Origin of the sequence: Mycobacterium sp. RTGN5 (assembly GCF_033804465.1) — a bacterium.
In the GTDB taxonomy this organism is placed as follows: domain Bacteria; phylum Actinomycetota; class Actinomycetes; order Mycobacteriales; family Mycobacteriaceae; genus Mycobacterium.
Map to the genome: position 1 here is coordinate 1,870,330 of NZ_JAPZLA010000001.1, position 15,023 is coordinate 1,885,352.

General features: G+C 64.7%; 13 protein-coding genes. 3 read left to right on the plus strand and 10 right to left on the minus strand.

Features of this window, described 5'->3' with window-relative positions; genetic code table 11:
• Window positions 1–276: 276 nt before the first annotated feature.
• Entirely contained in the window at window positions 277–1,836 is a 1,560-nt protein-coding gene (locus SLQ31_RS09125; RefSeq protein ID WP_319431614.1) for a B12-binding domain-containing radical SAM protein, read from the plus strand.
• Here SLQ31_RS09125 and SLQ31_RS09130 read toward each other — a convergent pair.
• Window positions 1,833–2,657, minus strand: a complete 825-nt coding sequence (locus SLQ31_RS09130; RefSeq protein ID WP_319431616.1) for a GAF and ANTAR domain-containing protein — start codon at window positions 2,655–2,657, stop codon at window positions 1,833–1,835. The two genes, SLQ31_RS09125 and SLQ31_RS09130, sit on opposite strands and share 4 nt — an antisense overlap.
• A 46-nt stretch (window positions 2,658–2,703) precedes the next feature.
• Window positions 2,704–4,089, minus strand: a complete 1,386-nt coding sequence (locus tag SLQ31_RS09135) for a DUF4185 domain-containing protein (RefSeq protein WP_319431618.1) — start codon at window positions 4,087–4,089, stop codon at window positions 2,704–2,706.
• A 172-nt stretch (window positions 4,090–4,261) separates the two neighbouring features.
• Between SLQ31_RS09135 and SLQ31_RS09140 the strand changes: the two genes are divergently transcribed.
• Both SLQ31_RS09140 and SLQ31_RS09145 read left to right on the plus strand, forming a co-directional pair.
• On the plus strand, window positions 4,262–4,738 hold the full coding sequence (locus SLQ31_RS09140; protein WP_319431620.1) for a hypothetical protein: 477 nt from the start codon (window positions 4,262–4,264) through the stop codon (window positions 4,736–4,738).
• 49 nt (window positions 4,739–4,787) lie between these two features.
• A complete protein-coding gene (locus SLQ31_RS09145; RefSeq protein WP_413641610.1) occupies window positions 4,788–5,633 on the plus strand; it encodes an alpha/beta hydrolase family esterase in 846 nt (281 codons plus the stop codon).
• Between the two features lie 12 nt (window positions 5,634–5,645).
• Here SLQ31_RS09145 and SLQ31_RS09150 read toward each other — a convergent pair whose 3' ends face one another.
• From SLQ31_RS09150 to SLQ31_RS09185, 8 genes are read right to left on the minus strand one after another with little or no spacing between them, the layout of a single operon-like run.
• Window positions 5,646–7,112 carry an MlaD family protein gene (locus tag SLQ31_RS09150; protein WP_319431622.1) on the minus strand — a complete coding sequence of 489 codons (1,467 nt, stop codon included), beginning with the start codon at window positions 7,110–7,112 and terminating at the stop codon, window positions 5,646–5,648.
• Window position 7,113: 1 nt separating this feature from the next.
• Window positions 7,114–8,256: a virulence factor Mce family protein gene (locus SLQ31_RS09155; RefSeq protein ID WP_319431623.1), complete on the minus strand. Its 1,143-nt coding sequence runs from the start codon at window positions 8,254–8,256 to the stop codon at window positions 7,114–7,116.
• The gene (locus SLQ31_RS09160) at window positions 8,256–9,539 is read right to left on the minus strand and encodes an MCE family protein (RefSeq protein WP_319431625.1); all 1,284 of its coding nucleotides are present in this window, start codon (window positions 9,537–9,539) and stop codon (window positions 8,256–8,258) included. The genes SLQ31_RS09155 and SLQ31_RS09160 overlap by 1 nt, the downstream gene beginning before the upstream one ends.
• Window positions 9,536–10,849 (minus strand): MCE family protein, encoded by a 1,314-nt coding sequence (locus SLQ31_RS09165; protein WP_319431627.1) that lies wholly within the window; start codon window positions 10,847–10,849, stop codon window positions 9,536–9,538. The genes SLQ31_RS09160 and SLQ31_RS09165 overlap by 4 nt, the downstream gene beginning before the upstream one ends.
• Entirely contained in the window at window positions 10,834–11,862 is a 1,029-nt protein-coding gene (locus tag SLQ31_RS09170) for an MCE family protein (RefSeq protein WP_319431629.1), read from the minus strand. The genes SLQ31_RS09165 and SLQ31_RS09170 overlap by 16 nt, the downstream gene beginning before the upstream one ends.
• The gene (locus SLQ31_RS09175) at window positions 11,859–13,241 is read right to left on the minus strand and encodes an MCE family protein (protein ID WP_319431631.1); all 1,383 of its coding nucleotides are present in this window, start codon (window positions 13,239–13,241) and stop codon (window positions 11,859–11,861) included. Before SLQ31_RS09175 ends, SLQ31_RS09170 begins: the two co-directional genes overlap by 4 nt.
• 2 nt (window positions 13,242–13,243) lie before the next feature.
• On the minus strand, window positions 13,244–14,098 hold the full coding sequence (locus SLQ31_RS09180; RefSeq protein WP_319431633.1) for an ABC transporter permease: 855 nt from the start codon (window positions 14,096–14,098) through the stop codon (window positions 13,244–13,246).
• Window positions 14,099–14,108: 10 nt separating this feature from the next.
• The gene (locus tag SLQ31_RS09185) at window positions 14,109–14,822 is read right to left on the minus strand and encodes an ABC transporter permease (RefSeq protein WP_319432971.1); all 714 of its coding nucleotides are present in this window, start codon (window positions 14,820–14,822) and stop codon (window positions 14,109–14,111) included.
• Window positions 14,823–15,023 lie beyond the last annotated feature (201 nt).

The following is a 15,023-nucleotide window of genomic DNA, read 5'->3' on the forward strand; positions in this document are numbered from 1 at the left end:
CAAAGCGGCCAGTCCGGCGATCGCGATCAGCAGGCAGCACAACGCTCCGACCGGATCCACACTCCGATCACATCACCGTCTGCGCCGATGCGGCAGTGCTGATCAACGGTCGTGACCGAACCGAGCGGGCAGCGTTACCGTCTACTCGGAAGAGACTCCGTCCGAGCCTCGTCCCGACTATTGCGAATAACTCGTTCCGCCAGGTCATGTTGGCTAGGCTCCGCTTGGCAAGCAACGCCGCCTAACGTCTACGAGTTCGGTTCGGAGCAGACGACTGTGGCAAACATTGTCATCATCAACCCTCGGTTCGAGGTCTCCTACTGGGGCCTGGAACACGCACTCCCACTGCTCGGCAAGAAGTGCAACGTTCCGACGGCCTGCCTTCCGTTGCTGGCTGCGTTGACCCCCGCCGAGCATCACGTGACGCTCATCGACGAGAACGTCGAGGACATCGACCTCGACCGGGTGGCACAGGCCGACATCGTGGGCCTGACCGGCATGATCGTTCAGCGCAAGCGCATGCTCGAGATTCTCAACGAGCTCAAAGCCCGCGGCGTCTTCGTCGTCGTCGGTGGCCCCTGGGTCAGCGTGCAGGAGGACTACTTCGACGGCCTCGCCGACGCGATCTTCGTCGGCGAAGCCGAAACCACCTGGCCGCAGTTCCTCGACGACTGGGCGCATGGCCGGCATCAGTTCCGCTACGAGCAAGCCGACCGCACCGACATGACGCAGGTTCCGGTGCCCCGGTATGACCTGCTGAAGACCAAGCACTACGTGTTCGGCAGCATCCAGTTCAGCCGCGGTTGTCCGTTCCAGTGCGAGTTCTGCGACATCATCGTCACCTTCGGCCGTAAGCCCAGACTCAAGACGAGCACTCAAGTCATCGCCGAACTGGAGGCGATGCGCAAGGCGGGCCTGTCAATCGGCTTCATCGTCGACGACAACCTGATCGGCAACAAGGCCGCCGTGAAGGTCCTGCTGCAGGATGTCCACACCTGGCAGGAGCGCGAGGGTTATCCCTTGCAGTTCTTCACCGAGGCCTCGCTGAACCTCGCCGAAGACGACGAGCTGATGGAGTTGATGGTCGCCGCCAACATCACCGTGGTCTTCATCGGCATCGAAAGCCCGAACGAAGACTCCCTGAAAGAAGCGAAGAAGTACCAGAACGTGAAAAAGGGCGGGACGATCGTCGATCGCGTCCGCAAGGTGCAAGACGCAGGCCTGGAAGTCTGGTGCGGCATGATCGTCGGTTTCGACAACGACGACGCCCGGAGCTTCAAGGAGCAAGTCGATTTCATCAACCAGACCGACATCATGCACGCGATGGTCGGCATGCTCGCGGCCATTCCCAAGACACCGTTGCACGCGCGCTTGAAGAACGAAGGCCGCCTCGACCTGGACGACGACCAGACCTTCGGCACCAACGTGATTCCGCTCAACCTGAGCCGTGAAGAGTTGCGCGACGGCTACATCGGCCTGATGCACGAGCTGTACGATCCGGATTCCTATTTCGATCGGCTCGAAAGCCTTTATCTCACACGCAAATTCGACTTCGGAAGAGCCCGCAACGCGTATCTGCGCGACCATTCGTGGCGGCGACGAAAGACGCAATTACTCGACGGCGGACGGGCGTTGGGCCTGTTCCTACTGCTGATGAAGAACGTTCCCGACCCGCACCTGCGAAAGGTCTACCGGCGCAGGATGATGACGATTCTGCGCAGCCGGCCGGAGCCGGGCGTGCTGTTCGTCTCGGTGGTCAAGTGCGCAACGCACTACCACCACTACACGATGTCGCGAGAGATGTCCGAGCGCCGAACGCTGGTCAATACCTTCTAGCCCTGCTCGCTGGCGTGGTCGGTCACCTTGTCCAGGAAATCGACGGCGAGAACCCGAACCGGAACGTTCGTCTCCTGGCTCTGCACCCGGAGCACGTCGAACGCCTCGTCGGCACCGATGCCGCGCATGGCCATCAGCACACCCTTGGCCTGCTCGATCGGCGCCCGGGTCTGCAACACCCGCTGGATCGACTCCGCGGTGTCCTGCGCGGACTTGAACCGGGCGAAGTCACCGATCGCCCGGGACACCGCGGTGGTCAACAGATCGAGAATCTCGGCGTCGATGCTGTCGAAGGCGTGCTGTTCCCGTCCGTACAGATTGAACGACCCGAGCGTGTGATCGTCGGTAAACAGGGGTGCGGCCAGGAAGCTGATGATGCCCTCGGTGCGGGCGCCGACGGCGAAGAGTGGCCAGCGCTCCATGGCCTCTTCGGAATCCAGCAGCACGATGCTGCGGGTGCGTGCGGCGTGCAGGCACGGGCCGTCGCCGGCCTCGTATTGCTCGCTGTCGATGCGCAGGGTCCGTTCGTCGGTGTGCACCGCGGTATAGGTCAGGCCGCCGAAGTCGATCGTGATTCCTGTGCAGTCGGCGCCGTCGATCGCTTCCTGGGCGATGCCCGCGACGTGCTGCAGCAGGGTCAGTAGATCATTCTCGTCGGCGATGCTGCGGCCGGCGTCGACCAGCATTCGGCCCAGCGCTGCGGGCGAGATGGTCTTGCGGATCGCGGCGTCGACGACGATCTCAGCCGCCTTTTCGGTCTCGGCGTCCAGGACCTCGGTCGGGATGGAGTCTTCGACGCGTGGGTCGCTGGTGTCTTCCATACCGCTGAGTGTCCCACTAAACCGGCGCGAGGGGAGTAATGCGACGTCAGGGCAGCACAGTGTGCATGAGCATCACGTTGTAGGCCGACCACAACGAGAGGTTGTAGTACAGCTCTCGGCCCGTCGACCACGGGTGCAGGAACGGCGCGTAAATGCCGCCGGGGATCTGCATCGATGACACCAGCATCTGCTCGGGGCCCCACGGCCCCTGCGGCGCCGGCGCTGTCCGCATCACCACGTCGTTGTTGCCGTTGCAGTACAGCACCAGGTACTGCTTGAGATAGCTGTTGAATTGGGCCGACATCTCGCCGACCGGACCCGGGATGACCGGCGTCGCCGAGGCCGGACTGCCCGGCACCCACGAGTTGCTGTCGGAGTTCCAGTACTCGTATTTGGTCAGGTCCGGGATGAGCCCCGGGGACACCCGAGCCACATAGGCGGATCCGCCGCGCCCGTCGGGGGTGCCGAACGAGTACATGTACGGATCACCCGGGCCGGGCTTCAGGAATGCACCCATCTGGAACTTCTCGTTGCCGTTTGTCGGTTGACGGACGGTGCCGGGGTAGACGCCCCAGGTCTCACCGTTGTCGGTCGACGTCGCGATGGCCGAGTAGTTCGTGGTCCACGCGCCGTAGTTGTCCCAGCTCTTGATGGACATGAAGTTCATGAATTGGTTCTGGCCGACGGCCACGCCGGAGGTCGGGATGATGCCCGTCTCTTCCGGCGCGGCGTTGATGCTGTTGACGACCTGCTTGGCGATGCCGGGCCGCCACACCGGCGACCCGGAGTATTTGTTGCCCACGGCGCCGTCGGGCACCGCGACGGTGTTGGCCAGCGAACCGTCGGTGCTGCGCATCAGCGTGTTGTACCGCCACTGCTTGCCAGGGATCTGGCAGAAGCCGTTCGTGTCGCCGAAGGCCAACAGGACCTGTCGGTGAGTGGGATCGCCGTTGTCCCACATGATTCCGAGGTCGGTGCCGGTGATCGCGAACTTTTGAACGGTCTGGTTCGGGCTGTCCGGTCCGGTCACCCAGCCGACGACCGAGGTGCCGGGTGGGGCGGTCGACGGCGGTTGCGCCGCGGCCGGGGTCGGCTGGGGCTGGGCGGGCGCGGGCTTCGGCGGAGTGACCGCCGCCTGCTTCTGCACTTGCCCCGCGTTGGGGATCAACGCGTTGATGAGGAGCTTGCCCAACGCCGGAAGCGGGGCTTGGTCATTCGCGCCGACGGGCTTGTGCCCGATCGGGCGGTCGAAGGGGGCGATCGCCGACGGCTGCGGAATCTGGTACGCCTGGTTCGCGGCCGGTTGTGCTGCGGCAGAAGCGCCCTCGCACGGGTCCGCGTTGGCCGGCGCAGCGACGCCGGTTGCCGCGCATAGCCCGACGACGAGCGTCGAGGCCAGTGACAGCGAGGGGATACGGGGGCGCGGCGACACGACACACCTTTCGGAGTGGGGACGTCGCTGAGACGTCTGTTATCCAATGTGACGATAGGGATCCGTGTGCCTCTTGTGACCGGGCCGGTGTCGATAGGTACGTTTCCGTGACCGTGTCGCAACCTGGGCGGCCCGGTTTGGGTTAATGTGCCCATGACAAAAAGGGGGAGCGATGAATCGTGGTTTGTGTGTGGCAGCAGCCCTTGCGCTGGCCGTCGGACTGACCGGCACGGCCTGCAGCAGTTCTGATTCCGGCAGCAAGTCGGCCTCCTCGAGCGCGGCGCCGACGACCACGAGCGCGGCCCCGGTTGATGCCAGCAAGCTCCCCGGCCTGGTGCCGGCGCCGGCGAACACTCAAGACACCAAGGGGCCGGACAGCATCGCCGACAACGGCATTCACCTGAAATTCGCGGTCACCGGGGCGCCAGTTGACGTCATGGCTGCCTACAAGGCGGCGCTGAAGGACAAAGGCTGGACGGTGACCACCATCGTCACCTCGGGCGGTGAAGGCGGCGGTGGCGCCACCTACACCGGAACCAACGGGGGCGCCTACGGGGTGTTCGACGGCGGCGGATTCGATACTTCGACCTACATCAACGTCTGCGCGTGGCCGACAAAGCCCGCGGACCCCAACTGCACACGCAGCTAGGCGGTCGAGCTCGCGTCCTTGCCGTAGATAGATTCCTGTGAGCCACCGCGTGACAGCGCTTGTCGCTGCTCTCTTGCTCTTGTTCACCTTGCCCGCCACGCAGGCTCCCGCCAGCCCCGATCCCCCCGGTGCGCTGATGTTCGGTGGGGTGCAACGCACGTATCTGCTTCATGTCCCCGCGGGGCTGGAGCATCCGAACGCGCTGGTGCTCAACCTGCATGGTGGGAGCCAGACCGGGCGCAAGCAAGCCGCGCTGACCAACTACAACGCCGTGGCCGACCGGCACGGCTGGATCGTGGCCTATCCCGACGGCATCGACTTCAGCTGGGCTGACGGGCGCGGCGCGTCGACGCCCGACCGGCGGGGCGTCGACGATGTCGGCTTCCTCGCGACGCTGATCGGTCGGCTCACCCGCGAGTACGGCATCCCGCCCGGCCGAGTCTTCGTCACGGGGATGTCAGCGGGTGGGTTCATGGCGAGCCGCCTCGCGTGCGACCGCCCCGACCTCGTCGCCGCCATCGTTCCGGTGTCGAGCACGCTGGGTGTCGGGGTGCACTGCAATCCCTCCAAACCTGTTTCGGTGCTTGCGATTCACGGCACCGCTGACTCGGTTGTGCCCTACAACGGCGGCCGCATGGTCGGTCGTGGCGGGGCAAGCACTGTCGTCGCGGCACACACGATGGCTGACCGGTGGCTCGCCTTCGATCAGTGCCCGCCTGCGGTGGTAGCGCCTATCGCCGGCGGAAAACGTATGTCCACCACCGGTTGTGCCGACGGCACTGAAGTCGCCTTCGTCACGATCGACGGGTGGGGTCACACCTGGCCGACCGGAGCTGGTGCGAAGTTCGACGCATCGGAGGCCAGCGCGCAGTTCTTCGCCGCTCACGGCGGCTGACCGAAAGTTCGGTCAGGACCCGGGCGGCAACAGCATCGATTGCCACGTGTCGCCCTGCCCGGCGGGCTCGGCCAGATTGGACTGGCTGTACTCCCGCCCGTTGGGGGCGACGTAGGTTCCGCTGGCCGGATCGTATTCAGCCGCCCCCACCAGGGCCGGCGGTGGCGGAGCGGTGGGCATGCCCAGCGGCGGTGGCGATCCTGGCGGCAGCTGCGGGATGGCCTGGCCGGTGCTGGTGGCGTTGGGGTCGCCCTTCCAGTTGTAGCCGTCGTTCAGCGGAACGTACTGCTCGTTGCTCTCGCACAACTTCACCGTCGGGGCGCGTTTGCCGGGCACGGTCTCGCACGGAATGTTGCGCGCCCCACGGACATTGAACGGCGAGTCCTGCGGTGTTCGGCAGTACAGGTCACCCGCGGGGCGCTCGGGATAGTCGGTCAGGGTGGGAACCCGAGCCTGCTGGGCCGGCAGGAATCCGGTGGTGCAGGCCGGTGGAAGGTTGATGTTGAGATTGAACGACAGATACTCGCCCCGGTAGGCCTGGTTGGTATTGGCATTGGCCAGAAACGTTCCCTGGCCCTCAGATACGGCATGTGGCAACAGCACCAGCAGCTGCTCGATGTCGTTCTGATAAGTCACCGCAACCTGGCCGACGCTGGAGAGGTTGGCCATGATGATCGGCACCGTGGGTTTCAGCCGGTCGATGAGACGCTTCGCTTCGCCCGAGGTCGCCACGAACCCGCCCTGATCGATGACCCCGGCAACGGCGTCGTTCTCCTTCTGCAGTTCGCCGGTGACGGTGGCCACGTGTGACGCCCAGGCCTGAATGGCGGCTGAGGTCTGAACCTGGGAATCCAAGACGGGCTGGGAGTTGTCGATCAGATCGATCAGCGGGTCGAGATTCTTGCGGGCATCGATCGCCAAAGCCGTTGAGCCTTTGACGATATCGGAGAGCTGCGGCCCCAGGCCGCCGACAGCGGTGTAGGCCTCGTCGATAGCCGTCTTGAGGTTGTCCCGCGGAATCGCATGCAGGCCGGAGTTGGCGGCATCGAGCAATGCGTTGATATCCGGGGGCACCGACGTCTCCGAGCGCGGAATCACATCTCCGTCCTTCAGCGGGCGCGAAGTGCCGTTACGTGGCTTGAGCTCCACGTACTGTTCGCCGATGGCCGACTGGCTGTGAACTTCCGCACTGAGGTCGGAGGGAATATCGATGCCGGATTTCAGCGAGAGTTGTGCTTCCACACCGGTATCGGTCAGGTGTACCGACTGCACGCGCCCGACCTCGACGCCGCGGTAGGTGACGTTTCCGGTGCCGTAAAGCCCGCCCGTCTCGGGGAGCTGCATGCTCACGGTGTAGCGACCGACGCCGAACATCTTGGCCGGCAGCTTGAGGAAGTGCAGACTCATCAGGGCGACCGCGGCCAGCGCGATGACGATGAAGATGGCTAGCTGGAACAGTATTCGCCGGGACAGATGCATATCAGGGTCCCTGATCGAAGCTGTACGGCACGGCCAACGGGTTGACCTTGGTGTACGGACTGGGGAACTGGCCGATCGTGCGGCCCCATTGCATTTCGAGCTCGGTGAGATTGCCCTCCCAGCGGGTTCCGGTGAACAGCCCTTGGTCGATTCGGCTCAGGGTGAGGTCGACGACGGCGGTCATGTTGGCGTAGTCGCCGCGCTGCCACTTCTCGATGGTCTCGTTGGGGAACGGGAATGTCAGGATGAGGCTGAGTGCGCGAGTCATGCTCGGCCCGGCGTTGGCCAGTGACTCCAGCACCGGGCCAATGTCGTTGAGCTCCTTGACCAGATTCGCCTTGCTGCCGTCGACAGTGGTGACGACAAGGTTGGAGAATTTGCCCAGTTGGTCGGCCGCCTCAGCGAGGTTGTCGCGTTCGCTGTTGAGTACCGCCAGTGCTTCGGGGATGGTCGTCAGAGCCCTGTCCAGCACGGGCTGGCTGGCCGCGAACGTCCCGGCCAGTGTGTTGAGGCCTTCGGTGGCGGCAATGATGTCGTCGCTCTGGTCGTTGAGATTGGCGGTGAATGTGTCGATCTCGCCGATCATGCTGCGCAGGTCTTGCTCGCGACCGCGGAACGCGGTGCTGAACGCCTCGGTGATGTCCTGGATCTGACCGAGACCGCCACCGTTGAGCACCGTCGAGACGGCGGCGAGGGTTTGTTCGACAGTGGGGTAGGACGCCGAATTCGACAGCGGGATCAGCGATCCCTCGTGCAGTCGGCCCTGGGACGCTTCATCGCTGGGGGCGCTCAACTCGATGTGCTGGGAGCCGAGGATGGAGGTCAAGCCGATCTTGGCCGTCGCATTGGCCGGCAATGTGACATCGCCGTTGAGGCGCATCGTGACCAGGGCGTGCCAGCCGTGCAGTTCGATCTTGGTGATATGGCCGACGGTCGCATCGCCGACACGAACCCGGGAATTGGGCTGAATGTTGTTGATGTCGGGCATTTCTGCCTGGACGGTGAACGACCCGGGTCCGTTGCCCTCGGTGCCGGGAAGTGACAACGAGTTCAAGCCTTGCCATTTGTTCAGTCCGCAGCCCGATGAACCGACAGCCAGAGCCAGGACCACCGCGACGGCGGTCAACCCGCGAAGGCGACGCATCATGAGCCACCGCCGGCGGGCGCCATGATCCCGGTCAGTCCGGCCGTGGGATCCGTGGCCAGCGTCGTCGCGGCCGGGGGCGCAGGGGGCGGGGGTGCGGGGGCCGGCGGAACGTAGTCCGGGCGCAGCCAGTCCTCGCTGTAGGTCACCTCGTTGGGTCGCGCCTGCGCGCCGACCAGGAAGTCCTCGCCGATCGGCGGGAAATTGAACTGCCGGTTCTTGATGATCGGGGCCAGGTACTGAACGCAGAGTTTCGACGATTGTTCGGCGTTGAGCCGGGAGGCCGCCTGAATTGCGCCGCACAGGAACGAGATCGGGTTGGCGAAGTTGTTGACCGCAAGAGCCCCGGTGAAGGCGCCGTTGGACGCTTCGTAGATGTTGGTGAAGTTGCCCACCGTGGTCGGCGCGATGTGCAGCGTCTGCTTGATGTCGTCGAGGCTGTCGTTGAGCGCCGTGCTGATCGAGGCCAGCTTGTCGGTGGTCGTGCCGATCGTCTCACCGGTGTCGTCGATGAAGGTCTTGACGTCTCCGATGACCGAGTTCATCACCGCGAAGGCGTCACCGATCTTGGTCGGATCATTCGCTAGGAGGCCGGTCACCGACGCCAGGTTCTCGTTGAGCGCACCGAGCAGGTCGCTGCTGCCGCGCAACGCAGTCACCAGAATAGAGAGATTCTTGAATGTCGCGAAGATGTCGCCACTGTGATCGCCGAGCGCCGACATCGCCTGGGACAGTTTGATGATCGTGTCCCGGATATTGCCGCCCTCACCGCGCAGATTGTCCGCGGCGGTGTTGATGAACGAACCGAGCGTGCTCACCCCGCCAGGGGCGGTGGGCTTGAGTAGCTCGGTGAGGCGCTGCAGCTGCTCGCGCACCTGATCCCACTCGACAGGGACCACCGTGCGGCTGCGGGGGATGACGGCACCGTCGCCCATGGCTGGACCGCCGGTGTAGACCGGCGTCAACTGAATGGCACGGCCGGTGACCAACATCGGCGACAGGATCGCGGCCTTGGCATCGCTAGGGACCTTGTATTTGCGATCGAACCAGAACGAGATCTTCACCCCGTCGGGCTGCGGCTCGACGTTCGCCACCTGGCCGACGGGCACACCGAGGATGCGGACGTCATCGCCGGGGAAGAGCGCTGTGCTGTTGTCGAAGTAGCCGACCACCTCGATTCGGTCGGCCCGGTTGTAGGCACGTATGGCCAGCACCGCCCCCCCGACGAGGATCAACACCAGGACGGCGGCCAGCACCGTGCGTGGGTTACGCAGCGTCGTCACTGTTGTCCTCCCTGTCCTTCACGGGGTGCGGGTACGAAGAACGGCGCCTGCACCGGATCGGGGACCGACGCGATCTCGGGCGGTGATACCGCGGGCGGGCCGGGCGGCGGGCCACCCGGCGGCGGTGCGGGCAGCGGTTCGCGATAGGGGTAACGCGGGTCGCCTGGGTTGCCGGTGATCGCATCGGGCAGATTCAGGTGCGGTTCACCGCCCTGGCCGGTGCGTGGGTAGGGCACCGGTAGCGCTGGCGTGCCGGGCTGGCCCACCTGAGGATCGGTGCGCAGCGACGGCAGCAGGGTGGCCGGGTCGAGACCGAGGTCGGAGAAGGCCGCATCGATGAACGGCTGAACGAACTGTCCGGGGAAGAGATTCACGAGGTAGGCCTTGAAGAACGGGCCCGACGACACCGACTCACCCAATGACATGGCATAGGCATTGAGGCGCTTGATGGCCTCCTGCACCTTGGCTTTGCGATCGTCGACGATGGTCAGCACCCCGTTGAGCTTCTCCAGGGCCGGCTTCAGCGTCGTACGGTTCTCGGCGATGAACGCCTTGAGCTGTTGAGAGATCTCGGAGATGTTGCGCCAGATGCGATCCAGGGACTGGCTCTGGGCTTGCAGGGCGACCAGCAGGGAGTTGGTCTGCCGTACCAAGTCGACGATCTGATCGGTGCGCTTGGCCAACACGTCGGTGGTCTTGGCTGCATTGGCCAACAGGTTGCGTAACTGAGTGTCCTGGCGATTGAGGATGTCGGCGAAGCGAGCCACCCCGGCGACCGCGTTGTGCAGATCCGGCGGGGTATGGGCGAACGTTTGCGCCATCGTGGCGAGTGAGTCCGACAACTGGTCGGTGTTCAGACCGCTGATCGTGGTGGTCAGATCGCCGAGAGCATCCGGCAATTGGTAGGGCGAGGTGGTGCGATCGATCGGGATCGGGCCCGACAGCTCCCCGTCCCCGCGGGGGATGACGTCAAGCATCTTGGTGCCCAACAGGCCCTTGGTTTTGATCGCGGCGACTGTGCGCTCGCCCAGATGCACGTCGCCGTTGATGCGGAACGTCACCAGAACCTGCGGACCGTCGAGTTGGATGTCGGACACCTTGCCCACCGGAAGGCCCGACACTTCCACTCCGGCACCGGTGAACAAACCACCGGCGTCGGCGAAGTGGGCGGAGTAATTGTGGCCGGGATTCAGGAACGGCAACTTCTGCCAATTGAGCGCGCCCATCACGACGCCGGCGATGACGACAGCGCCAATGACACCGAGAACTAAAGGATTACGTTCGGAGAAGGACTTCACTTGGGCGTGCACCGCCCGGTGTCCTGGCCGGCCACCTTGACGAAAACCGGTTGCCCGCCTTTGCCGTTGACCTTGAGGACCAGGTCGCAGAGATAGAAGCTGAAGAAGTCGCCGTACATACCCTGACGGCCGAGCGCGCGGTACTTGTCGGGCAGTGTGTCGATCAGCTTCTCCAGGTACTCATGGTCGGCCACGGCGATCGAGGACACCCGATCGGTTTCGTGCACCACCTTCTGGAACGGCCCCCGCGCCTGCGTCAGCAGGTCGGCGACCGTCGCGGCGGCCGCATTGGTGCTGGCAAAGGCATTCGCGATGTCGGTCCGGCGTGCGTTGAGTCCGTCGACCAACCCCGACAGATTCGTCACGGCCTTGTCCAGTTGGCCGCTTTGGCTACCCAGTGAGCCGAGCACCGCGTTCAGGTTGGTGATCACTTCACTGATCAACTGGTCCCGGTCGGCAAGGGTATTGGTGAACACCGCGGCCTGGCTCAGGAAGGCGCCGATGGTGGCGCCCTGACCCTGCAGGGCCTGATTGAGCTGACCGCTCAGCGCATTGACCTGCTCAGGGCTCAGCGCCCGGAACAGCGGCTTGAATCCGCCGATGACCGAATCCAAATCCAGGGCCGGCGCAGTGCGGTCCACCGGGATCGTCTGGCCGGGTTGCAGACGTTTGACCCCGCCGGTGCCCTCGTCGAGGGCTAGGAACCGGCCACCGATCACGTTGTCGTAGCGGATGATTGCCCGGGTTCCCTCGGTGAGCACCACCGCGTCCTTGGCCGAGAATTCCACCCGTACCGTCGCGTCGCGATTGATCGCAATGTCGTCGACTCGGCCGACCTCGACTCCGGCGATGCGCACGAAATCACCGTTCTTCAGTCCGGTGACGTTGGTGAACACGGCGTTGTAGGTTGTGCCGCCCCCGAAGCGGAACTGTGCGAAGACGGCGAGCAGGGCGAAGGCGCCGAACAGGCAGACCGTCAGGAAGATGCCCAGGCGCCAGACCGTGCCCTTCAGGTTGTCCTTCACGGTTGGTCTCCTGTCGGCGGCCCCGGCTGGGGTTGGGCTGCAACGGGATCCGGTGCGGGTGGTACGCCCGGCCACAGTGGCACGCCATCTGGGCCGTACCACGCGGCCCCGTAGGGCGGCATTCCTGGCGGCACGACCGGACCTGGGGCCGGGCCGGGCAGGCACTGGCGAATGCTCGGCTGCTTCGGTGCTGCGCGAGTGACGGGGAACCAATCGCCCCAGCACGGATGCCCGAGGCCGGGATTCGGCCGGATGTCCAGGCCGGTGCCCCAGCCGGTGTTCGTCACGAGCTGGCGAACCGGGAAGTTCTTGGTGGGATCAGGCATCGATCCGCAGCCCGGCTTGCCGCCGGGTCCGCCCTTAGCCGCCACGATCGGCAGATTGTCCGGGTATTGGTAGGGGTCGTTGCCCAGGAGTAGTGCGATGTCGTACACCGCCGACTTTCCGTCCTTGCCGCCCCAGGCCTCGTAGCCCCCGTGGTCCAGAGTCCAGGTCGCGCCTTGCAGCCAACACGTGTAGACCGGGTTGTACTTCATCAGCAACGCGGTCGTGGGTTCCAGGGTGTTCACCGCCTGCACCAGTTTGTCGCCGCTTGTCTCGAGGAGGTCATGGCCGGATTGGGCGAATCCGATCGTGTTGAGCAGCAACGTATCCAGGGCTTGGGCGCGGTCGGCGATCGTGGTGCTCACCGTGGTCGCGGAATTGAGGATCGCCACGATGTCGGGTGCCGCGGCGGCGTAGGTGTCGTTGAAGTTCCTGAACGAGCGCCAGTCATCGCGGATCGTGTCGCTGCGAGCGTTGAGCGCTTTCAGCACCTCGTTGAGATCGGTGGTGGCCTCGCCCATGCGCGGGCCTTGTCCGCGCACCCCGTCGGCCACGGCGGTCAGCACCGCGTTCAGCTTGGCTGGGTCGACCATGTCGAGAAGGTTGACCACATTCTCGAAGACAGTGTTGACCTCGGTGGTGACGTTGGCTGACTGCAGAACCGCGCCGGCGGCCAAGCGCTGCGGGCTGGGTTCGGATGGATAGACGAGGTCGACGAACTTCGCGCCGAATGCAGTTGTTGAACGGATCTGAGCACCGACATTGGCTGGGATATAGCGGATCTGGTCGGGCTCGATCTCCAGTCGCAAACTGGTGTCGCCCTGGCGGCCGCTGATTCCGGTGACTCGACCGACCTGGACCCCGCGCAACTTCACCTTCGCGCCGGTTTCCATCACCAGCCCGGACCGGTCCGATGTCAGTGTGACCGGAACGAACGACCGAAACGTGCCCGCGAATGCCGTTGTCGTCACGAAGAAGAACGCGCCGATCGCCAGCAGGAGTACGACGGTCCACCAGCCGTCGGAAAGACGGTTCTCACCTTGCCGGTCCTCCATCGCTACCCGGCGAGGTTGAAGTTGCCGGACTGGCCGTACACGGCCAGCGAAATCATCACGATCTCGACCGCCGCGACCACCATGGACGTTCGCACCGCGCGGCCCACTGCCTCGCCCACACCCGCGGGCCCACCCTTGGCGGTGAACCCGTAATAGGTGTGCACCAACATGATCACGACAGTCATCGCCACCGACTGCATGAACGACCAGATCACGTCGGTGGGGTTGAGGAAGGTGTTGAAGTAGTGGTCGTAGACGCCGGAGCCTTGCCCGTAGATGGCGACCGTCCCGGTCCGGGCGGCGACGAACGCCATCATGACCGCGATGCAGTACAGCGGGATGACCACGATGACCCCGGCCAGCACCCGGGTGGCGGCCAGGTATGTGACGGAACGGATCCCGATGACCTCCAGTGCGTCGATCTCTTCGTTGATGCGCATCGCGCCGAGCTGGGCGGTGGCGCCAGCTCCGATGGTGGCCGACAGCGCCACGGATACGGTCCCGGGCACGATGAGCCGGACATTGAAGAATGCCGAGGCGAACCCCGTCAGCGCTTCGAATCCGACTGAGGACAGCTGGTTGTAGCCCTGAACGGCGACCAACGCGCCGGTGGTCATGGTCAAGAAGCCCACGATCGCGACGGTGCCGCCGACGACGGCGAGCGCCCCGGCGCCCAGCCCCATCTGCGCGATGAGCCGCAGCAGTTCCTTGTGGTAGCGGGTCACCGCTTCCGGAATTGCCCCCAGTGTCTTTGCGTAGAACCGGGTTTGGGCTCCGATACGGTTCCAACCCCCGAGCACGCCATGCAGGCCGTCCGCCAGCCTAGGGTGCAATCTGCTTGGCGCGTTGACGCTCACAGAACCACCCTCACGAGACGGTGAACTGAATGCCGACGGCTGTCACGATCACGTTGATCGCGAACAGGACCATGAACGTGAACACGACGGTCTCGTTGACGGCGTTACCGACACCGGCCGGGCCACCGCCGACGGAAATGCCCTTGTAGCACGCGATGAGTCCCGCGGCCAAGCCGAAAAGTGTTGCCTTGGTGAGGGAGACGATGACATCGCCCATACCGGTCAGCAGGGTCAGCCCCGCGGCGAATGCCCCTGGTGAGACGTGCTGGATGTAGACGCAGAAGATGTATGCGCCGGTCAGGCCGGCCAGGATCACTGTTGCTGAAAGCGCCAGTGCCACAGTGGTTGCCGCGAGCACTCGGGGAACCACCAGAGCCTGGATCGGGTTGATTCCCATCACCCGTAGAGCGTCGAGCTCTTCGCGGATCGTGCGCGCTCCGAGATCGGCGCACATTGCGGTGGCCCCAGCACCGGACACCACCAGCACCGTCACGATGGGACCGATCTGGTTAACGGTGCCGATCGCGGCGCCGGTACCGGAGAAGTCGGTCGCACCGAATTCGCCGAGCAGAATATTGAACGTGAACACCAGCAGCACCGAGTAGGGCAGCGTCAGCATGAGCGCGGGCAGCACCGACACCCGGGCCACGAACCAGGTCTGCAACAGGTACTCACGCCATGCGAACGGCGGCCGGAAGATCATCACCAGGGTGTCCAGCGACATGGCGATGAACCCGCCGAACGCCCGCACGGGCTTCGCCAACGGGTATGTCGCGATCACGGCGTCCCGCCAGGCGCCGATGGGGTCGGCGGCCCGGATTCACTGTTGACGACCGACGGCATGGCGGAACGCTATCGTGCGCGTTGCTACGCCTGCTGCTCCTCGATGGGGGCGAATATCTACCCCCAAAGAGTTAGCGGGGGA

What these genes read in the sequence shown, in the direction of transcription:
- SLQ31_RS09130 (WP_319431616.1), bottom strand. Translation starts at nt 2,657, where the DNA reads ATGGAAGACACCAGCGACCCACGCGTCGAAGACTCCATCCCGACCGAG.
- SLQ31_RS09140 (WP_319431620.1), top strand. Translation starts at nt 4,262, where the DNA reads ATGAATCGTGGTTTGTGTGTGGCAGCAGCCCTTGCGCTGGCCGTCGGA.
- SLQ31_RS09150 (WP_319431622.1), bottom strand. Translation starts at nt 7,112, where the DNA reads ATGCATCTGTCCCGGCGAATACTGTTCCAGCTAGCCATCTTCATCGTC.
- SLQ31_RS09155 (WP_319431623.1), bottom strand. Translation starts at nt 8,256, where the DNA reads ATGCGTCGCCTTCGCGGGTTGACCGCCGTCGCGGTGGTCCTGGCTCTG.
- SLQ31_RS09175 (WP_319431631.1), bottom strand. Translation starts at nt 13,241, where the DNA reads ATGGAGGACCGGCAAGGTGAGAACCGTCTTTCCGACGGCTGGTGGACC.
- SLQ31_RS09185 (WP_319432971.1), bottom strand. Translation starts at nt 14,822, where the DNA reads ATGTCGCTGGACACCCTGGTGATGATCTTCCGGCCGCCGTTCGCATGG.